This window comes from Pseudomonas phenolilytica (genome assembly GCF_021432765.1).
Classification (GTDB): Bacteria; Pseudomonadota; Gammaproteobacteria; order Pseudomonadales; family Pseudomonadaceae; genus Stutzerimonas; species Stutzerimonas phenolilytica.
The window spans coordinates 1,874,737-1,894,772 of the sequence record NZ_CP058908.1 but is presented as its reverse complement, the minus strand read 5'-3'; the positions used below and the strand labels follow the sequence as shown (position 1 = coordinate 1,894,772).

20 protein-coding genes are annotated in these 20,036 nt (G+C 64.9%); 8 read left to right on the top strand and 12 right to left on the bottom strand.

Annotated elements, in window-relative coordinates; genetic code table 11:
• Nucleotides 1–9: 9 nt before the first annotated feature.
• Nucleotides 10–1,263, bottom strand: coding sequence for an ATP-binding protein (locus HU825_RS09060; protein ID WP_043295776.1), 1,254 nt, complete (start codon nt 1,261–1,263; stop codon nt 10–12).
• A 154-nt stretch (nt 1,264–1,417) separates the two neighbouring features.
• On the opposite strand from HU825_RS09060, the gene HU825_RS09055 reads away from it, so the two are divergent.
• Both HU825_RS09055 and HU825_RS09050 read left to right on the top strand, forming a co-directional pair.
• Complete coding sequence (locus tag HU825_RS09055; protein ID WP_234303342.1) at nt 1,418–2,122, top strand: SIMPL domain-containing protein; 705 nt, start codon at nt 1,418–1,420, stop codon at nt 2,120–2,122.
• Nucleotides 2,123–2,304: 182 nt separating this feature from the next.
• A complete protein-coding gene (locus HU825_RS09050; protein ID WP_234303341.1) occupies nt 2,305–4,512 on the top strand; it encodes a TonB-dependent receptor domain-containing protein in 2,208 nt (735 codons plus the stop codon).
• Nucleotides 4,513–4,592: 80 nt separating this feature from the next.
• On the opposite strand, the gene HU825_RS09045 is transcribed toward HU825_RS09050, so the two are convergent.
• The 11 genes from HU825_RS09045 to nirS all read right to left on the bottom strand — a co-directional run bounded on the left by HU825_RS09045 (nt 4,593) and on the right by nirS (nt 14,131).
• The gene (locus tag HU825_RS09045; RefSeq protein WP_138299311.1) at nt 4,593–6,434 is read right to left on the bottom strand and encodes a nitric oxide reductase activation protein NorD; all 1,842 of its coding nucleotides are present in this window, start codon (nt 6,432–6,434) and stop codon (nt 4,593–4,595) included.
• Between the two features lie 83 nt (nt 6,435–6,517).
• Entirely contained in the window at nt 6,518–7,942 is a 1,425-nt protein-coding gene (locus HU825_RS09040) for a cbb3-type cytochrome c oxidase subunit I (protein ID WP_234303340.1), read from the bottom strand.
• 44 nt (nt 7,943–7,986) lie between these two features.
• Nucleotides 7,987–8,427 carry a c-type cytochrome gene (locus HU825_RS09035; protein ID WP_043295771.1) on the bottom strand — a complete coding sequence of 147 codons (441 nt, stop codon included), beginning with the start codon at nt 8,425–8,427 and terminating at the stop codon, nt 7,987–7,989.
• Between the two features lie 193 nt (nt 8,428–8,620).
• On the bottom strand, nt 8,621–9,127 hold the full coding sequence (gene ahbB, locus HU825_RS09030; protein ID WP_234303339.1) for a siroheme decarboxylase subunit beta: 507 nt from the start codon (nt 9,125–9,127) through the stop codon (nt 8,621–8,623).
• Nucleotides 9,102–9,545: an Lrp/AsnC family transcriptional regulator gene (locus tag HU825_RS09025; RefSeq protein WP_234303338.1), complete on the bottom strand. Its 444-nt coding sequence runs from the start codon at nt 9,543–9,545 to the stop codon at nt 9,102–9,104. The genes ahbB (HU825_RS09030) and HU825_RS09025 overlap by 26 nt, the downstream gene beginning before the upstream one ends.
• Nucleotides 9,538–10,053: a siroheme decarboxylase subunit beta gene (ahbB, locus tag HU825_RS09020; RefSeq protein ID WP_156716286.1), complete on the bottom strand. Its 516-nt coding sequence runs from the start codon at nt 10,051–10,053 to the stop codon at nt 9,538–9,540. The genes HU825_RS09025 and ahbB (HU825_RS09020) overlap by 8 nt, the downstream gene beginning before the upstream one ends.
• On the bottom strand, nt 10,050–10,508 hold the full coding sequence (locus HU825_RS09015) for an Lrp/AsnC family transcriptional regulator (protein WP_043295767.1): 459 nt from the start codon (nt 10,506–10,508) through the stop codon (nt 10,050–10,052). The genes ahbB (HU825_RS09020) and HU825_RS09015 overlap by 4 nt, the downstream gene beginning before the upstream one ends.
• Before the next feature lie 2 nt (nt 10,509–10,510).
• Nucleotides 10,511–11,689, bottom strand: a complete 1,179-nt coding sequence (locus HU825_RS09010; RefSeq protein ID WP_138299310.1) for a cytochrome D1 domain-containing protein — start codon at nt 11,687–11,689, stop codon at nt 10,511–10,513.
• On the bottom strand, nt 11,686–12,027 hold the full coding sequence (locus HU825_RS09005) for a c-type cytochrome (protein WP_054093554.1): 342 nt from the start codon (nt 12,025–12,027) through the stop codon (nt 11,686–11,688). Before HU825_RS09005 ends, HU825_RS09010 begins: the two co-directional genes overlap by 4 nt.
• Before the next feature lie 17 nt (nt 12,028–12,044).
• Nucleotides 12,045–12,359, bottom strand: a complete 315-nt coding sequence (locus HU825_RS09000; protein ID WP_003287397.1) for a c-type cytochrome — start codon at nt 12,357–12,359, stop codon at nt 12,045–12,047.
• A gap of 59 nt (nt 12,360–12,418) precedes the next feature.
• Entirely contained in the window at nt 12,419–14,131 is a 1,713-nt protein-coding gene (gene nirS, locus HU825_RS08995; protein WP_054093553.1) for a nitrite reductase, read from the bottom strand.
• A gap of 361 nt (nt 14,132–14,492) precedes the next feature.
• Between nirS and HU825_RS08990 the strand changes: the two genes are divergently transcribed.
• The 6 genes from HU825_RS08990 (at nt 14,493) to HU825_RS08965 (ending at nt 19,955) form a co-directional block, all read left to right on the top strand.
• Nucleotides 14,493–15,290 carry a CbbQ/NirQ/NorQ/GpvN family protein gene (locus HU825_RS08990; RefSeq protein WP_178099735.1) on the top strand — a complete coding sequence of 266 codons (798 nt, stop codon included), beginning with the start codon at nt 14,493–14,495 and terminating at the stop codon, nt 15,288–15,290.
• The gene (locus HU825_RS08985) at nt 15,274–15,861 is read left to right on the top strand and encodes a cytochrome c oxidase subunit 3 (protein ID WP_003287401.1); all 588 of its coding nucleotides are present in this window, start codon (nt 15,274–15,276) and stop codon (nt 15,859–15,861) included. Before HU825_RS08990 ends, HU825_RS08985 begins: the two co-directional genes overlap by 17 nt.
• A gap of 10 nt (nt 15,862–15,871) precedes the next feature.
• Nucleotides 15,872–16,129 carry a cytochrome C oxidase subunit IV family protein gene (locus HU825_RS08980; protein ID WP_003287403.1) on the top strand — a complete coding sequence of 86 codons (258 nt, stop codon included), beginning with the start codon at nt 15,872–15,874 and terminating at the stop codon, nt 16,127–16,129.
• Nucleotides 16,130–16,352: 223 nt separating this feature from the next.
• The gene (gene nirJ, locus HU825_RS08975; RefSeq protein ID WP_234303337.1) at nt 16,353–17,534 is read left to right on the top strand and encodes a heme d1 biosynthesis radical SAM protein NirJ; all 1,182 of its coding nucleotides are present in this window, start codon (nt 16,353–16,355) and stop codon (nt 17,532–17,534) included.
• 70 nt (nt 17,535–17,604) lie between these two features.
• Nucleotides 17,605–18,441, top strand: a complete 837-nt coding sequence (gene cobA, locus HU825_RS08970) for a uroporphyrinogen-III C-methyltransferase (RefSeq protein WP_054093549.1) — start codon at nt 17,605–17,607, stop codon at nt 18,439–18,441.
• A complete protein-coding gene (locus HU825_RS08965; protein ID WP_234303336.1) occupies nt 18,432–19,955 on the top strand; it encodes a nitrite reductase in 1,524 nt (507 codons plus the stop codon). Before cobA ends, HU825_RS08965 begins: the two co-directional genes overlap by 10 nt.
• Nucleotides 19,956–20,036 lie beyond the last annotated feature (81 nt).

Here is a 20,036-nt window from a genome sequence, read left to right as displayed (position 1 = left end):
ACGATCAGATCAGGCGCGTACCGAACCATGCGGCAGGCGCAGTTCGGTAAGTGTGCCACCTTCTTCGTGATTGTAGAGCTTCACCGTTCCGCCGGCGCGCGTCACGCTGGCCTGGCTGAGGAACAGGCCGAGACCGAAGCCCTTGCCTTTGGTGGTGATGAAGGGGCGGCCGATCTGCTCGGCAATGGCCAGGGGAACCCCGGCGCCATGATCGCGGATGGTCAGTTTGATCCATTGCGCATCCCAGTCCAGACGGATGTCCAGATCCTCGGGGCTGGCGTCGGTGGCATTGTTCAGCAGGTTGAGCAACGACTGGCTGAGGTCGGCCGGCGGCATCAGGCGCGGTGCGCTGCCACGACCGACACACTGGAAGCGATAGGTCGCCTCCGGACGCATCAGATGCCAGCGCTGCAGCACCGCATCGACCCATTCACGCGCCGTCTGCTCGACGATCGCCTGACGCCGGTCGGCTTCGGCGGCGCGCACCAGCTGACGCAGGCTCTCCTTGCACAGCTGTACCTGCGACTGCAGCAGCCCGAGGTCTTCGTTCAGCTGCGGCTCCTTGTACTCCTGGCGCAGCTCCTTGAGCAGCACGCTCATGGTCGCCAGCGGCGTGCCGAGCTCGTGCGCGGCGCCGGCGGCCTGGGTGGCGACGGCCAGCAGCTGCTGATCGCGCAAGCTTTCCTCGCGGCGTTGGGCCTGCAATTGCGCCTGTCTGCGCAACTGTTCGCCCATGCGCGCAACGAAGAACGTGATCAACGCGGCAGCCAGTGCGAAGCTCAGCCACATGCCATAGACCAGCAGCGTCGCGCGCTCCACCGACGGCAGGGTGATCGGGTCGTACCACACCAGCATCAGCGTGTAACCCGCCAGCGCGAGCCCGGCCAGCGCCAGGGTATACAGCCACGGCAGCGTCGCGGCGGCGATGGTCAGCGGTACCAGATAGTAGGAGACGAAGGGGTTGGTCGAGCCCCCCGAGTAATACAGCAATGCGCTGTGGATCAGCAGATCGAAGCCCAGATGCACGGCATATTCCAGCTCGGTCACCGGCCAGGGGCCACGCAGGCGCAGTGCCGCGCCAAGACACACCAAGCCGGAGATCGCGAGCGTGATGCCCAGCGCCACCCACGGCAGCGTCAACACCTGGGTCGCATAGGCGAGCCCCACCGCACCGGCCTGCGCAGCCAGCACGAGGACACGTATCAGAATCAGAAGCCGAAGGTTCTGACGGCTGGCCGAAAGCAGCTGAACGGATGCGTACATGGAGTCTCCAAAGATGCGCCGAGTATAACCAAGCCACCCGTCGGACAATCTCCATGCGGCAACGCGACGCAGAGATTCGCTGCACGGAGCGTTCGTCACGGTTAAAGTTTCCGCCTGCCGTCGCGATTGCCGGCGTTCAAGCCCAGGAGCCTTCATGTACTACCCCATTTCTCGCACCACCGTTCTGCTGGCCGTTCTCGCCGGCTGCGCCAGCCTGCCGGCCGGCGCCACGGAGCCACGCTACAACCAGGTCTCGCTGCGCGCCGAAGTCAGCAGCGAAGTGGCGCACGACCGCATGCACGTCACCCTCTACAGCGAAGCACAGCATGAGGATCCAGCCCAGCTTGCCGCGCAGACTACCCACTCGCTGAATCAGGCGCTGCGGCAGGCCCGCCAGGCCAAGGGCGTGATCGTCAGTCAGGGCAGCCGCAGCAGCTACCCGGTCTATGACGACAAGGGCCAGCGGATCGTCGGCTGGCGCGAGCGAGCCGAGCTACGCCTGGAGAGCGGCGATTTCGCGGCGCTGTCGCAGCTGACCGGCGAGCTGATGAAGAGCCTGAAGATGGGCGACATGCACTTCAGCGTGTCCGATCCGATCCGCAAGCAGAACGAGGATGCACTGCTCAAGGATGCCGTGGCGGCCTTTCGCGCCCGCGCCCAGCTGGCTACCGAAGCGCTGGGCGGCTCGGGCTATCGTCTGGTCAACCTGAACCTCGGCAGTGGCGGTGGTTACCAGCCGGAGATGCGCAGCGCGTCGATGAAGTTCAGCCGGGACGCCATGCCCACGCCAGAGATCGAAGCCGGCACCCGCGAGATCAGCGTCACGGCCGATGGCACGATTGAAGTGCAGCTGCCCTGACGCAAGCGCACCGCCGAGCCGCCGCAACAATTTCTTACAACGCTGCAAGCCCGCGTGTCGCGCGGCTTGTAGCGTGCAAGAGCGCTTAAGAGAGAACTTCTCAGGCGCGAATGATGAAACATATCAACTGCGAGTAATTATCATGCGCCGCAAAATTGCACTGCGCATCGATAGGAGTTCGCATGTCCGTTCCCTTTGCCCGTACCGCCCTCGCCGCCGCCCTGCTCGGCAGCAGCCTTGGTGTCATGGCCCAGTCTTCTCCGGTCACGCTGGACAGCATGGTTGTCAGCGCCACCGGCTTCGAGCAGAAGATCACCGAGGCGCCAGCGAGCATCAGCGTGATCACTCGGGAAGAACTGCAGGAAAAGCGCTTCAGCAGCATCGCCGAAGCACTGCAGGACGTTGAAGGCGTGGACGTGCATGGCAACACCGGCAAGACCGGCGGACTGAACATCAGCATCCGCGGCATGCCCAGCGAATACACACTGATCCTCATCGACGGCCGCCGCCAGAATGCTCCCGGCGACGTTGCGCCCAACGGCTTCGGTGAAACCTCCACCAGCTTCATGCCGCCGCCCTCGGCGATCGAGCGGATCGAGGTCATCCGCGGTCCGATGTCCACTCTGTACGGCTCCGATGCGCTCGGCGGGGTGGTCAACATCATCACCCGCAAGGTCGGCAAGGAATGGGCCTCGTCGGTTGGCGTCGAGCATACCGTGCAGGAGCACAGCGACTACGGCGATAGCTCGAAGATCAACTTCTACAGCAGCGGCCCGCTGATCGACGACAAGCTGGGCCTGGCGCTGCGCGGCAGTTTCTACGACCGCGAGAGCGCCAGCCTGGAATTCTCCGATTCACACCTGCCACTGAGTACCCGCGGCCCGTCGCCGGTGGAAGCCGAGAACTGGAGCGCCGGCGGCCGGCTGGCCTTCACCCCCAACCAGGATCACGACATTTCCCTGGACCTGGATCGCTCGATCCAGACCTATGGCAACGACAACTGCCAGCTCGGCAGCCTGGACGGGCTCGATCAGGACGACTGCACCACCGCATCCACCAGCGCCTGGGGCTACCGCGACGAACTGCGTTTCGAGCGCGAATCGGCGACGCTGGCGCACACCGGGCGCTTCGCCTTCGGCACGCTGGATTCGAGCCTGATGCGCAACACCACCGAAACCATTGGCCGTACCAACCCTGGTACTCTCGGCAACCCCACCAATGCCGTACTGCCCGGGGTGATCGCCGGGTCCGATCGCGAACTGAAGGCCACCAACCTGGTGTTCGACAGCAAGCTGGTGATGCCGCTCGGCGAGGCCAACCTGCTGACGCTCGGTGGCCAGTGGTGGGAGGCCGAGCTGGACGACGGCATCGCGCTGGACACCTTCGAGCAGACCACCTGGGCGCTGTTCGCCGAGAACGAGTGGCGCATCCGCGACGACCTCGCCCTCACCGTCGGCGCGCGCTACGACGACCACGAGGATTTCGGCGGGCAGATCACGCCGCGCACCTATCTGGTGTGGAACACCAACGACAACTGGACCATGAAGGGCGGCGTAAGCAAGGGCTACCGCGCACCGGCGATCAACGACCTGCATGACGGCATCAACGGCGTGACGCGCCAGGGCCGCACCCTGACCCTCGGCAATCCCGACCTCGACCCGGAGCAATCCACCAGCTACGAATTCGGCCTGTACTACGACAATCTCGCCGGCTTCAACGCCAACGGCACGCTGTTCTACACCGAGTTCAAGGACAAGATCATGTCCGGCCCGGACGTCAACTGCGCCACCACGCCCGGTGCCGGCGGCTGTCAGTGGCTGGTCGGCACCGGCCAGAGCGTCTACAGCCAGCAGGTCAACGTCGGCGAAGCGAAGACCCAGGGCATCGAACTGGCGACCCGCATTCCGCTGGCCGACGCCTGGTGGATCAACGCCAACTACACCTATACCGAGAGCGAGCAGAAGAGTGGCGACAACAAGGGCCGGCCACTGACCAACACGCCCGACCACATGCTCAATGCACGCCTGAACTGGCAGGCCACCGACCGCCTGAAGACTTGGCTGGCGTACGAATATCGCAGCGAGACCCTGCGCTTCCTCGACGCCCGCTCGACGCTCAGCGGTGACGATGCGGCGGTCTACGATCAGGTCGGCAACGAACTGGGCGCGTACAGCCTGTTCCACCTCGGCGCCAGTTATCGCGCCAGCCAGAACCTGACCCTGCAGGCCGCCATCTACAACCTGCTCGACAAGGACTTCCTGCGCAGCGACGCCTACATCGGCAGCAACGGCCTGGACTACGTCAGCGAGTACAGCCACAGCACCCGCTCGACCTCCGGCTACATCCCCGAGGGGCGGCGGCTCTGGCTGTCCGCCAACCTGGCGTTCTGACGCCCGCCGCCGCAACGACAGAGCCGGGCTACGCCCGGCTCTGTCGTTTTCACCTCGGATGAGCCCCGTGTGCTGCGCGGCTACGGCTGGGTCAGCTGCTTGTACAGCTGCGGCAGGCGGAACGGCAGCTGCTGCGGCTCCTTGATCAGCGTGTAGCCGTTGGCACCGAACATATATGGCAGGTAGTCGCCAGCCTCGCGGTCGATGGTGATGCAGAACGGCAGCAGGCCCTGCCTGCGCGCCTCCATCACCGCCTGGCGGGTATCCTCGACGCCATAGCGGCCTTCATAGAGATCGAGGTCGTTGGGCTTGCCGTCCGTGACCAGCAGCAACAGCTTGCGCCGCTGCTTGCAGGCACCGAGCAGCTCGGTGGCCTGGCGGATGGCGGCGCCCATGCGGGTGTAATAGCCGGGCTTGAGCGCCTGGATGCGGCCGCGGGTCTCGTCACCATAGGGCTGGCGGAAGCTCTTGAGTTCCTGCATGCGCACCTGCTGGCGACGCAGCGAGGAAAAGCCGTAGAGCGCGAACGGGTCACCGACTGCCGACAGCGCCTCGCCGAACAGCAGCAGGCTGTCGGTGATCACGTCGATCACCCGGTGCTCGTTGTCCAGGTGCGCATCGGTGGACATCGACAGGTCGGCCAACAGCAGACAGGCCAGGTCGCGACGATTCTGCCGCTGCTCCATGAACAGCCCACGCTCGGCACACTGGCCGTTCTGCCGCTCGACGTGGAAGTCCAGCCAGGCCTGCAAATCCAGCTCCGAGCCCTGCGGTTGCTGACGCAGCCACTGCCGGTCATTGCGCAGGTGCTCGAACTGCCGACGCAGGCGACGTGCCAGCGGCGCCAGATGCAGCGGCAGCGGTTTGGCCTCCGAGCCACGCGGCAGCATCATCTGCAGGTTGACGAAGTCCTTCTGCAGGGCCTGCTTGCGGTAATCCCACTCGGGCAGCTTGATGCCCTCACCCAGCGGCACGTCATCGAAATCCGCCGCCGGCAAGTCCAGGTCGAGCTTGAGTCCGCCGCCCTGACGCATGCGCTGGCGCGACAGCGCCAACTCGTCGAGGTCCTCGGCGACGCGCGCGGCGTCCAGGTCCTCGGTATCGTCGCCACAGCGATCCAATTCGACGTGTTCGGACCAGCTGAACAGATTTTCCAGGCGGAACAGCAGCAGCCCGCCCTTGCTGGTGCTTTCCTCGACGCGCTTGGCGCGCTTGCGCTGACGCGCTTCACCGCCCGGCGGGGTTTCCAGATTGCCCTCGCCGTCCTCGCCACGGTCGGCGGCTTGCGGCTCGCCGAGGTTTTCCGCCGGGTACAGCCACAACGGCAGCGGCCAGGGCGCGCGCTCGCTGCGCGGGAACTGGCTGACGCTGCCGGGCTCGCGCAATGCCTGACACAGCGCCAGCTCCAGCGCGGCCTCGGCCTTGGGCAGCTGGCTCGGGTCTGGGCGCAGCAGCAGGTGCGCGTCGACCAGCCGCTGATAGCGTGGGCGCATGGCGGGAAATTGTTCCAGCAACTGTTGAGTCCAGCGCTGGTTGTCACGCGCCCAGTGGCGCATCTCGCCGGCCTGCGCTGCGAGCAGCGCCAGCCAGCGGTAGAGATCCTGGTTCAGCGCGGCCTCGGGGTACACCGAGAGGCTTTGCGGAAGCCGAAGGTTGTTGCGATCACACCAGGCCACCGGCAACTGTTTGCAGGTACCGGCGACCTGTTGCAGCAGGTTGCGCCGCAGCAGCATGTCCCGCGCTGCGGCAGCTTCGACACCGACGCCGCTGGCCCCGCCCATCGCGCGAAACAGCAGGGCCAACGAGCGCTGCATGCTTTCCAGCTCGACGCACGCCTCGGGGAAGTCCGGGCTGGCGCGGCGGGTGATGAAGCGGTGCCAGACACTGCCGACCCACTCTTCCACTTCGATGGTAAAGGCCATGGCGGGTTACTCCGTACAGGCATTTGAAAAGCGAAACGGCCCGCTAGTACCAGCCGGGCCGTCGATCATCACTACGCTTCGCCTCAGGCCGCGGTGGCGGCTGCCGAGGCGACCGTTACCCGGCCACGCTGCTTGAAGCTGTACAGGTAGCAGACCAGGCCGATCAGGAAGAACACGCCAGCGATCAGGCGCAGCCAGAAGAAGATGGCCAGCTGGTCAGTAGTGTTCATGAACGACATGGCGGCGCCATCTGCCGGGATGCGTTGCAGCCAGACCTGGACCACGCCTGCGGCGGTGAGGAACAGGGTGATCAGCACCATCGAGATGGTCATCAGCCAGAAGCCCCAGATCTCCACGGTCTGCGCACGAGCGTCCGGCGCTTCACCGAGGCCACGCAGGCGCGGCATGGCGTAGCTGATCATGGTCATGATGATCATCGCGTAGGCACCGTAGAACGCCAGGTGACCGTGAGCGGCAGTGAGCTGCGAACCGTGGGTGTAGTAGTTCACCGGAGCCAGGGTGTGCAGGAAGCCCCACACGCCGGCACCAAGGAACGCCGTCACAGTAGTGCCCATTGCCCAGATCGCGGCGGCACGGTTCGGGTGCTCCCGGCGACGACGGTTCACCATGTTGAAGGCGAACAGCACCATGGCGAAGAATGGCAGCGGTTCCAGAGCGGAGAAGATCGAGCCCAGCCACAGCCACACGGTCGGCGCACCGATCCAGAAGAAGTGGTGACCAGTACCGATGATGCCGGTGATCAGAGCCATGGCGATGATCACGTACAGCCACTTCTCGACCACTTCACGGTCAACGCCGGTGATCTTGATCAGGACGAAGGCCAGCATCGAACCCATGATCAGTTCCCACACGCCTTCCACCCACAGGTGCACCACGAACCACCAGTAGTACTTGTCGCGCGCCAGGTTTTCCGGGTTGTAGAAGGAGAACAGGAAGAACACCGCCAGGCCGATCAGGCCGGTCATCATGACCGTGCTGACCACGGTCTTGCGACCTTTGAGCATGGTCATACCGATGTTGTAGAGGAAGCCCAGGGCCACCACCACGATACCGATCTTGGTAATCGTCGGTTGTTCGAGGAACTCGCGTCCCATCGTCGGCAGCAGTTCGTTGTGAGTCAGCTCCGCCAGACCGGCGTAGGGCACGAACAGGTAGCCGAGAATCGTCAGCACGCCCGCCGCGGCAAACACCCAGAACAGGATGATGGCCAGTTTGGGACTGTGCAGTTCGCGATCCGCTTCCTCGGGAATGAGGTAGTAGGCCGCGCCCATGAAGCCGAACAGCAGCCAGACGATCAACAGGTTAGTGTGGACCATACGGGCCACGTTGAACGGCAGCAGCGGGAACAGGAAGTCACCCACCACATACTGCAGACCCATGATCAGACCGAACAGAATCTGGCCGACGAACAGCATCAGCGCAAACACGAAGTAAGGTTTGGCAACAGCCTGCGATTGGAATTTGAGATGCGGGTTAATGATGCCCATCTCGTAGCCCTCCTAAGGATTCGGAAACAAAGACGTTCATCAACTCAACCTTCCTTGTTTGGCGGCCAGTTGTTGGTATCGATCTTCGAAGTCCACTTGAGGAACTCCGCCATATCGTCCACTTGCTGTTCGGTCAGGTTGAACTGCGGCATGGCGCGACGACCCGGTGCCCCAAGGGGCTGAGCCTTCATCCAGGCGTGCAGGAAAGGCTTGAAGGCCTCATCGCCACCGCGACGGACGAACACGTTGCCCAGCTCCGGCGCGAAGTAGGCGCCTTCACCAAGCAGGCTGTGACAGCCGATGCAGTTGTTGTTTTCCCAGACCGCCTTGCCGCGCACCACCGCTTCGGTGATTTCCGACTCGTTGGTTCGCTCGGGAAAGGTCTGTTCTGTGTGATAGGTCAGGCCTAGGAATACCAGGAAGAAGAACACGCTTCCCCCGAAGTAAATATTCCTGGCCATCCCCTTGGTGAAGGTCTCGGACATGGTCGCCTCCTCATGGCTTGGCGTGGCCAGTTTAAGAAGGCGCCTATCGAAACCTGCTTGATGGCAATCAAGAAAAACCTGAACACAACAGTCGGGCATTACGCGAAGGGAAAATCACCGGCGCCTGCGCAAAAATGCGCCAGCTCCGATGCCAGAGCGGCAGGCAGCAGGAGTACCCGCCTAAGCCCGACGTTCAGGCGCCGCGCTGAGCGGCCACGCGCAGGCCGGTCTTCTTCAGAATACGGCTGGACACCAGCATTTCGTCCGCCCGGCAGGCTTCGCCGAGCAGCGCTCGGATCTGGTTGCGATAGGCGTCGATGTCGCGCGCGTCGCGCCCGTGCACCATCGCGAAGAGGTTGTAGCGCCAACCGTCGCGGCGTGGCCGCCGATAGCAGTGACTAACGAAGGCTTGGGAACCGATCAGCGGGCCGAGGCGGGCCATCTGGGCATCGTCGACGTCCCAGACGGTCATGCCGTTGTGCCGGTAACCCAGCCGGTAGTGGTTGGGCACGGCAGCGATCCGACGGATCGCTCCGCCCGCCTGCAGGCGCTGCAGCAAGGCGAGCGTCGCATCCACCTCCAGCCCCAGCTCATCGGCCAGCCAGGCCCAGGGATCGTCGACCAGCGGCAACCCGGCCTCGGTGAGCTCGACCAAACGCCGATGCAACTGGGCGTCAAACGGGGAAGTGCAATCCGACATGGTAGGTCTCCTCCTTCGGCAGGTTGAGCACCGGCAAGCCAGTCTGCGCCTCGATCCGCGCAATGGTTTCGGCGATCCCCTCCGGGGTCGCGCAGCCGAGCACGAACCACATGTTCCACGCGTGCTCGCGCCGGTAGTTGTGTGCGACCTCCGGCATGGCGTCAAGAATCGCCGCCACCTCGTCGAAGCGCTCCTCCGGAACGGACAAAGCCGCGAGAGTGAAAGCGCCGCCCAAGCGCTCGATATCGAACATGGGACCGAAGCGGGTCAGCGTACCGTCGTCCAGCAACGCCTGCACGCGCGCGCGCAGCACCTCGGAGCTGCTCCCGAGCTCCTCGGCCAGCGCCTGCCACGGCCGCCGCACGAGTGGCAGACCATGCTGCAGGCGGTTGATCAGCTGGCGGTCGAAGTCATCCATGCGCAGCCTCTCTGGCCAGCGGCGGGGCATAACGGCCGCCGCACTGCTTGTAGGCGCGGGTGCTGAACAGCAACTGGTGCGGCACCTCGCTGAGGCCATGCTCGGCGAGCAGTGTCTCGATCAGCTGGCAGACCTGCTCGCGCTCACGCCCGTGAACCATGCAGAACAGGTTGTACGGCCACTGCGGCAACCGCCGCGGGCGCTGGTAGCAGAGATTGACACCAACGGCCTGGCCGAGCCGGCGCCCGACCTCATCGACTTCGGCATCGGGGATGTCCAGCACCAGCATGGCGTTGGCCCGAAAACCCAGCGCGCGATGCTTGAGCACCAGCCCGACGCGGCGGAACAAGCCGTCCTCCTGCCAGAGCCGGACCTGATCGAGCACCTGCTCCTCGCTGCTGCCGATCTGCTCGGCGAGCTGCCGATAGGGCCGTGCCGCCAGCGGCAGGCCGGCCTCCAGCAGACGGCGCAGGTGCATCGCCTGCAGATCGTTCAGCGCAATGCTCATGACGGTTCTCCCAACGGAAAGCCGAGATCGATGCGGTAGGCATGCAGCATCGGCAGGTCGAGCGGCACCAGGCCGGTATCGGCCTCGATCTCGGCCAGCAGGCGATCGAGATGCGGGCGGTCCGGGCCGGTCAGCACGAACCACAGGTTGTAGTGGTGCTCGCGCAGATAGTTGTGGTTAACCTCGGGAAAGGCGCTGATGCGCGCGGCAACCTGTTCCAGCCGCGCTTGCGGCACGGCCAGCGCAACCAGGGTGCTGGCGCCGGCACGGCTGTGCTCGAACACCGGACCGATCCGCGACAGGCCGCCGAACTCCTGCAGTTGTTCCAGGCGCGCCAGCACCTCGCTTTCGGCGCAACCCAGCTCGTCGGCCATCGCGCGATAGGGTTCGGCGCACAAGGGCATGCCGTGCTGATAGCGGTCGATCAGGCGGCGGCTGAGATCGTCGATCATCATGGTCACAACCCCGTTTCGTGCGCGCGACTGCTGAAGAAGATGCCGCTCGGGCTTTCGGCCGGCAGGCGCTTGAGCAGTTGCAGGCGGTACGGGTCCCACACCTGGACTTCGTTGCCGTCGCGCACCGACAGCCAGAGCTGGTCACCGCGCGCGGTGAATTCCATGTGCAGCACCGCGGGTCCCGGCTCGAGGTCGGCGATGAGCTTGTGCGTTTCGCTGTCGATGACCTGAATCCGGTGGTTGTCCGGGTGGGCGAAGTTGACCCAGATCTGCCGCGCGTCGGGCCGCGCCATGACGAACACCGGCTGACCGGCGACATCGATGGCGTCGGTCTGCTTCCAGTTCTGCGAATCCATCACCAGCACGCGGTGCTGGCCGATGGCCGGGACGAAGGTCTGGTTACCGGCGACGGTCCAACCTTCCAGATGCGGCATCTTGTAGACCGGTAGTTTTTCCTGGCCGCGACCGTAACCATCGAGAATGCGCTCGACGCCCTTCTCCGGGTGCCACAGATCGATCTTGCCCATGCCGTCTTCACCGAACAGGCCAGCGATGTAATAGCGGCCTTCGGGCGTCAGCAAGGCGTCGTAGGGTTGTTTGCCGATATTGTCGAAACGCGTGATCTGCGGGGTGTTGCCCTGACTGAAATCCAGCAGCCAGGTCTCGTTGGTATCGAACAGGCTGTAGATGAAACGCTTGCCGGGTACGTCGGTGACGCCGACCACGCGCGAATTGCGGCTGCCATCGGCCAGCGGCGTGGCCGGAATGTCGGCGACCAGTTCGAGCGTCTGGGCGTCGAATACCTTGACGCCACCCGGCTCGTAGTTGCCGACGGCGATCAGCGTACCGTCCTGGCTGATCGCGCCGCCGATGCTGTTGCCAGCCTGCACCACACGCTTGTCGATGCGCTGTTCGAGCAGGTCGACCTTGGTCAGCCCGCCGTCGCGGCCGAACACGTAGGCGAAGCGCTGATCGCGTGAAAACACCACCGAGGCGTGTGACAGATCGCCCAAACCCTCGACCCGCGCCAGGCGGGTCTGCCCGCTGCTCTCGATGATTTGCAGGCTGCCGGTGGCACGCTCGACGATCACGCCGAGATCGCCGCTGCCACGCAGCGGTTGTTGCGCGCAGGCGCCAAGCAACAGGCAGGCCGCGGCCAGCAGCAAAGACGGACGGTTCATGGCTTTGGATATCCTTGCAGAAGCAGATCGACCAACCAGGCGATGTCCTGCTCGTCGAGCAGGGCCTTCCAGCCGGGCATGGCGGTACCGGGGCGACCGTGGGTGACGGTGGCGATCAGGCTGTCACGGGGCTTGCCGGCAAGCGCGTCGCGAGTCAGCGCCGGGCCGAGGCCGCCGGTCATGCGCAGGCCGTGGCAGGAGCCACAGTCCTGCAGGAGCAGATGCTCGAGTTGCGCCTGGCGTTCGGCGGCGGGCGCCGCGGCCAGGGCCGCAGGAATCAGGAGGAGGGACGCCAGGGTCAGCCCCAAACGTGATACTGCGTGTCGGGAGCGGGTCATGGCGTCCTCCAGAGGTGTTACTTGAGACTCAGGACCCAGGTAGCCAGGGCCTTGGCTTCTTCTTCGGTCACGGCATTTGGCGGCATCGGGATCGGACCCCACTTGCCCTGGCTGCCGTTCTTGATGCTGGCGGCCAGCGTATCGACGGCGCCATCAACGCCGGCATTCTTCGCTGCCACTTCCTTCAGGGCCGGGCCGACCAGTTTGGCGTCGACGCTGTGGCAGGCCGCGCAGGGCTTGCTCTTGAACAGCGCTTCGCCGTCCTGGGCCAGCGCTGGCTGCAGGGCCAGAGCGCCGCCAAGGGCGAGCAGCGGGAGCAGAACTTTCTTCATGAGTACTTCCTCAAGGCTAAAGAAGGGGCGGATCTTGAGGCCCGCCCCCGGGGCTAAACTCAGTAAACGTCGTACTGAGTGTTGTGGACGTTAAATTTACCGGTTGGGGTAATCAACCTTTTGTCCTTGATCACTGTTTTGAGTTTCAGGGTCTTGTCGTCAACCACCACGATGGCCGACTCCTCCTCCTGACCACTCCACACCGAGAACCACACCTCGTCGCCGGCCTCGTTGTACTCAGGCTGCACGACGCGCTTGGCACCGTCCTTCAGACCGGCCCACTCGCCGATCGGCAGAACCTTGAAGCCCGCTTCCAGGTTGCTGATGTCGAACACCGCGGCCGACTGGCTGACCTTGGCATCCGGGTGGAAGGTGGTATCCAGGTACAGGTGCTTGGACTTCGGATGGGTCTTGATGAACAGCGAACCACCGCCCTGCCCCTTCAGGGTGTCGACGTGCTTCCACGCGTACTGCGGATGATTCTTCGGATCGGTACCGATCAGCGAGATGCTCTCGTCGCCCAGGTGGCTGGTGGCCCAGACCGGACCATATTTCGGGTGATTGAAGTTGGCGCCACGACCCGGGTGCGGAATCTTGCCGACTTCTACCAGCGCGCTCAGCTTGCGCTCCTTGGAGTCGACCACCGCAACCTTGTTGGAGTTGTTGGCGGCCGTCATGAAGTAGCGGTGCGTGCTGTCCCAGCCACCGTCATGCAGGAACGGCGCGGCGTTGATGCTGGTGGTGGTGAGGTTGTCGATGTCCTTGTAGTTGACCAGCAGGATCTTGCCGGTTTCCTTGACGTTGACGATGAACTCGGGATGCTCGTGCGAGGCGATGATCGCCGCAACGCGCGGTTCCGGGTGGTATTCCTGCTTGTCCACAGTCATGCCACGGGTGGAGACGATCTGCAGCGGCTGCAGGGTCTCGCCGTCCATGATGGTGAACTGCGGCGGCCAGTAGTCGCCGGCGATGACGTACTTGTCCTCGTAGCCCTTGTACTTGGAAGTCTCGACCGAACGAGCCTCGATACCTACCTTGATCTCGGCGACCTTGGTCGGCTCCTTGGCCCACAGGTCGATCATGTCGATCTTGGCGTCACGACCGATCACCAGCAGGTAGCGGCCGGAGGCCGACATGCGCGAAATGTGCACGGCGTAGCCGGTGTCGATGGTCTTGACGATCTTCTTGGTTTCGCCGTCGATCAGCGCGATCTTGCCGTCGTCACGCAGGGTGACGGAGAACAGGTTCGGCAGGTCGAGATCGTTCATCTGCTTCTTCGGACGATCTTCCGGCTTGACCAGGACCTTCCAGGAATTCTTCATCTCGGCCATGCCCCACTCCGGCGGGGTCGGCGGGGTGTGCTGGATGTACTTGGCCATCAAGGTGATCTGGTCCTTGGTCAGCGCGTTCGAGGTGCCCCAGTTGGGCATGCCCGCCGGCGAACCGTAGGTGATCAGCGCTTCCAGATAAGCCTGACCGCGCTCCTGGGTGATGTCCGGGGTCAGCGGCTTGCCGGTGGCGCCTTTGCGCAGCACGCCGTGGCAGCCGGCGCAGCGCTGGAAGTAGATTTCCTTGGCCTGCTCGAACTCACCGGCGCTCAAATCCGGCGCGCCCGGAGAACGCACGACCTGCGCACTGGCTGGGTCGACGGTCGATGCCTGGCTCTTATAAGCGGCCTGGGCTTTGTCTTCTGCTGTGTCTTGCGCCTGGGCTACGCCCAGAGCGAGCAGCGAAAAGCCGGCGACAAGTCCGGCCAGTAGTGGTTTGCGCATACGTTTTCTCCTCTGAATCGCCTCATGCGATTCCTGCTAAGTGACGGCGGTGCGGCAATTCCGGTGATTAATTGGTGCGGTTGCATCCTAGGAGAGCCCAAATCGCCGAGCGCTTGACGGCAATCAAGAGACCCCCCGACACCCCCTAGGCGTGACGCCTTGTCGCGGGGGCGACGATAGCCCGGCATTTGGCGCTGCGAGTAGCAAATGCCTGACCGGCGGCGACCAATTCGAGCAGGGCTTGACCGCGATCAAGCTTTGCCGGCGGATGCCTTGAGGGGCAGCGATGCGAGCGGTAGTTTGTCGTTCGTGATTAACCGACTACCGCAGTGAGGTATTGCCCGTGAATGCGCCAGAAAGACTGACCGTAGTTGCCGACACTCCCGACGCGCCGTTCTACCAGCCCCTGGGCAACGAACAGGCGTTGTTCGAGCAGGCCTGGCAACACGGCATGCCCGTGCTGATCAAGGGACCGACCGGTTGCGGCAAGACCCGCTTCGTGCAGCACATGGCGCATCGTCTGGGATTGCCGCTGTATACCGTGGCCTGCCATGACGACCTCTCCGCCGCCGACCTCGTCGGCCGTCACCTGATCGGCGCGCAAGGCACCTGGTGGCAGGACGGCCCGCTGACCCGGGCAGTGCGTGAAGGCGGCATCTGCTACCTCGATGAAGTGGTCGAGGCACGCCAGGACACCGCCGTGGTGCTGCACCCGCTGGCCGACGACCGCCGCGAGCTGTTCATCGAACGCACCGGCGAGGCGCTCAAGGCCCCGCCGGGCTTCATGCTGGTGGTGTCGTACAACCCCGGTTACCAGAATCTGCTCAAGGGCATGAAGCCCAGTACCCGCCAGCGCTTCGTCGCCATGCGCTTCGACTATCCGCCGCAGGCCGAGGAAGAGCGCATCGTCGCCAACGAGGCCCAGGTCGATGCCGCGCTCGCCGCGCAGGTGGTCAAGCTCGGCCAGGCACTGCGCCGGCTCGAGCAGCACGACCTGGAGGAAGTCGCCTCCACCCGTCTGCTGATCTTCACCGCCCGCATGATCCGCTCCGGCATGACGCCGCGTCAGGCCTGCCTGGCCTGTCTCGCCGAGCCGCTGTCGGACGACCCGCAAACCGTCGCCGCGCTGATGGAGGTCGTCGATGTCCACTTCGGCTGAGGTGCTCACGCGCCCGGTTCGGCGGCTGCCGGGCGACCTGGCGATGTGGTTCTTCATCCTCGCCGAGCTGACCGTGTTCGCCCTGCTGATCGTCGCCTTCGCCGTGACCCAGCTGCTCGATCCGGCGATGTTCGCCGAAAGCCGGCAGGCGCTGGACAGCTCCATCGGCCTGGCGCTGACGCTCAGCCTGCTGACCTCGGGGCTGTTCGCCGCGCTGGCGGTCGAGCAGGTGCGCGCCGACCGCCAGGGCCGCGCCGGCCTGCTGCTGCTCGCCGCGCTGCTGTCATCCTGCGTCTATGTGGTGCTCAAGCTGAACGAGTACGGGCATCTGGCCTCGCTCGGCCTGGGGCTCGAACACAACCGCTTCTTCACCCTTTACTGGATCCTCACCGGCTTCCATTTCCTGCACGTGCTGCTGGGCATGGTGATCCTCGGCTGGATGGCCGAGCGCTGCCGGCGCCGCGCCTACTCACCGCAACACCACGGTGGGATGGAATCCGGCGTGCTCTACTGGCACATGGTCGATCTGGTCTGGGTGTTGCTGTTCCCGCTGGTGTACGTACTGAACTGACGAGGTAGCCATGTCCGCTTCAAAAGTCCTGGTTGGCTGCTGGCTGGGACTGGCCCTGCTCTCCATCACCACCGTGCTGCTCGGCAGCGCCGGTTCGACCCTGCTGCTCGGCGGCACCATTCTGCTGGTGGCGCTGGGCAAGGCCTGGCTGATCACCGAAGGCTTCATGGAGCTGCGCCACGCGCCGCGCCTGTGGCGCCTGCTGCTGCTCGCCTGGCCGCTGCTGATCGCACTGATCGTCATCCTGCTGATGCTGCGCGGCAACTAGCCACAGCCCCCTGCGCGCCGGCGACAGCGCCGGCGCCAGGCCCTGCCCTCCGCTCTTCCCAACCGCACGTCGCGCCGCTCTGGCGCGGTGGCGGCATATCCGGTCTTTTATTGTTTCTCGTCAAGGATAGGCTCCGGGCGCTCGTTGATCCTGCACCCCATCGAGGCAGGTCACCGCGGGTGGCGTGCCCACGGAGCCCCGCGCTCCCCGAGGAGAAACGCTCATGTTGAGAATCAGCCATTACCTGCGCGCCCTGGCCCGGCCGACCACTCCCGTACTCGGTGCCCGTAGCGCGACAGGCGCGCGCCCGCCGGTGGTGATCTGGAATCTGCTGCGCCGCTGCAACCTGACCTGCAAGCACTGCTACGCCACCTCCGCCGACAGCGAGTTTCGCGACGAACTGGAAACCGCCGAAGCGCTCAAGGTGATCGACGACTTGCATGCCGCCGGCGTGCGCGTGCTGATCCTCTCCGGTGGCGAGCCACTGCTGCGCAAGGATATCTTCGAGCTGTCCGACTACGCGCGTGACAAGGGCTTCTTCGTCGCGCTGTCGACCAACGGCACGCTGATCGACGAGCGCAACATCGAACAGATCGTCGCCGCCCGCTACGACTACGTCGGCATCAGCATCGACGGTCTGGAAGCCGTGCACGACGACTGGCGCCAGCTCAAGGGCAGCTTCGCCGCCTCCATGCATGCCATCGACCTGTGCCGGAAACACGACATCCGCGTCGGCCTGCGCACCACGCTGACGCAGAACAACTACCCGCAACTGCCGGCCATCCTGGAGCTGATGCGCGCACACGATGTGCAGAAGTTCTACCTCTCGCACCTCAACTACAGCGGTCGCGGCAAGCGCAGCCGCAAGGCCGACGCCCATCATCAGATGACCCGCGACGCCATGCGTCAGCTGTTCGAGCAGGCCTGGGACGATGTGCAGAACGGCCGCGAGACCGATTTCGTCAGCGGCAACAACGATGCCGATGCCATCCTGTTGCTGCAGTGGGTCGAAGCCAATCTGCCGCAGCACGCCGCGCGTCTCGAAGGCATGCTGCGCGCCTGGGGCGGCAACGCTTCCGGCAGCGGCATCGCCAACATCGACAACATCGGCGACGTGCACCCGGACACCTACTGGTGGCAGCACACCGTCGGCAACGTGCGCAAGCAGAGCTTCCGCGACATCTGGCTGGACAACCCGCAACCGCTGCTGCAGCAGCTACGCCAGCATCCGCGCGCCGTCGAAGGCCGCTGCGCCGATTGCCGCTGGCTGTCAATCTGCAACGGCAATACCCGCACCCGCGCCTGGGCCGAGGGCAACCTGTGGGCCGAAGACCCCGGCTGCTACCTGACCGATGAAGAGATCGGCCTACCGACGCCGCAGCGCATTCCCAGCATCGCCCTTTGATCCACTACAGCGGCCGGCAAGTGCCGCGTAGCGCCACACCGCAGCCCGATGAGAATTTTCAGGAGAGCCCATGGACCAGCCAATCACGCTACCCGCCTCGCTGAGCGCCGCGTTCGCCCCCGGCGAAGTCGCCCTGGTCGGTGCCGGCCCGGGCGATCCCGGCCTGCTCACCCTGCGCGCCTGGAGCCTGCTGCAACAGGCCGATGCGGTGGTCTACGACCGTCTGGTCAGCGACGGCCTGCTGGCCCTGCTGCCCGCCACCTGCAGCCGTCACTACGTCGGCAAGACCAGCGGCTACCACAGCTTGCCGCAGCCGGAAATCAACGCACTGCTGGCCGAACTGGCGCTGCAGAACAAGCGCGTGGTGCGCCTGAAGGGCGGCGATCCGTTCATCTTCGGCCGTGGCGCCGAGGAGCTGGAGTACCTGCTCGAGCGCGGCATCGACTGCCAGGTGGTGCCCGGCATCACCGCCGCTGCAGGCTGCAGTGCCTATGCCGGCATTCCGCTGACTCACCGCGATGTCGCCCATTCATGCCAGTTCATCACCGGCCATCTGCAGGAAAACGGCGAACTGCGCCTGCCCTGGAGCGCCCTGGCCGAAGGCAAGCAAACCCTGGTGTTCTACATGGGGCTGGCCAGCCTTGGCGAAATCTCGCGCAATCTGATCGCCGCGGGCCTGCCGCTGGATACCCCCGCAGCGCTGATCGGCAACGGTACTCGCCAGGACCAGCAGGTGGTGCGCTGCACGCTCAAGCAACTGCCGAGCATGGCCGATGAAAAGCACCTGACGCCGCCGACCCTGACGGTGATCGGTCAGGTGGTCGGCCTGTTCGACGGCCAGCAGGTCGAATACCCGGCGCGCCTGCGCAGTGAAACTCCTCGCGAATCGGAGGCCGTATGCGGCTGATTCCTGCCCTGCTGCTGGCGGCCGCGCTGCCGGCCGCCACCTTCGTCGCACTCGACCTGGCCGTGCCGCGGGCCGCCGCCGCCGAAGCCCCAGATGCGGCCCAGGCCCTGTACGAACAACATTGCCAGAGCTGCCACGGTGCCAACCGCCTCGGCGGCGCCGGCCCGGCCCTACTGCCGGAAAGCCTCGGGCGGATCAAGCCGGCCGAAGCGCACAAGGTGATTCGCGACGGGCGCCCGGCCAGCCAGATGGCGGCATTTTCCAGTGTGCTGGACGAGACCCAGATCGCCAGTCTGGTGACCTATCTCTACCAGCCGCCGGCCACCCCGCCGAGCTGGAGCGACGCCGACATCCGTGCCAGCCACCGCATGCTCGCCGACCTGGCCAACCTGCCCACTACCCCGCAGCACGGCGCCGATCCGCTGAACCTGTTCGTCGTGGTGGAAGCCGGCGACCACCACGTGACCATCCTCGACGGCGACCGCTTCGAGCCGCTGACACGCTTCCAGTCGCATTTCGCCCTGCATGGCGGGCCGAAGTTCTCGCCGGACGGCCGCTTCGTCTACTTCGCCTCGCGTGATGGCTGGATCAGCAAGTACGACCTGCACAACCTGACCAAGATCGCCGAGGTACGCGCCGGACTGAACACCCGCAACCTGGCCGTCAGCAACGACGGCCGCTGGGTGCTGGTGGGCAACTACCTGCCGGGCAATCTGGTGCTGCTCGACGCGCGCGACCTGTCGCTGGTCAAGCACATCCCGGCCGTCGCCGAGGACGGCACCCCGTCGCGGGTCAGCGCCGTCTACACCGCGCCGCCGCGCAACAGCTTCGTGGTCGCCCTGAAGGACGTGAAGGAAGCCTGGGAGCTGTCCTATGCCGGCGAGCCGACCTTCGAGCCGCGGCGGATCAAGGCCCGGGATTTCCTCGACGACTTCTCCTTCACGCCCGACTACAGCCATCTGCTGGCGACGTCGCGTCAGGCCCACGGCGGCCAGGTGATCGAGCTGGACAGCGGCCGGGTGGTCACCGACATCCCGCTGCCGGGCATGCCGCACCTGGGCTCGGGCATCTACTGGAAGCGCGACGGCAAGTGGGTGTTCGCCACGCCGAACATCAGCAAGGGGCTGATCTCGGTGCTCGATCTGGAAACCTGGAAACTGATCAAGGAAATTCCCACCCAGGGTCCGGGCTTCTTCATGCGTAGCCAGCAGAACTCGCCCTACGCGTGGACCGATGTGTTCTTCGGCCCGAACAACGATGTCGTGCATCTGATCGACAAGCAGCGCCTGGAAGTCGCCCATACCCTGCGGCCGATGCCCGGCAAGATCGCTGCCCACGTTGAATTCACCAACGACGGTCGCTACGCCCTGCTCAGTGTCTGGGACAGGGACGGCGCCCTGATCGTCTACGACGCCAACACGCTGAAAGAGATCAAGCGCCTGCCGATGAACAAGCCATCCGGCAAGTACAACGTCGGCAACAAGATCGAATTCGCCGAAGGCACCTCGCACTAACCCCCCGGCCGCTCCCACGCGGAGCGGCACTTTGGGCTGATAGCCTAACGTAGCAACCACAATTCACCACGACCGCTATAC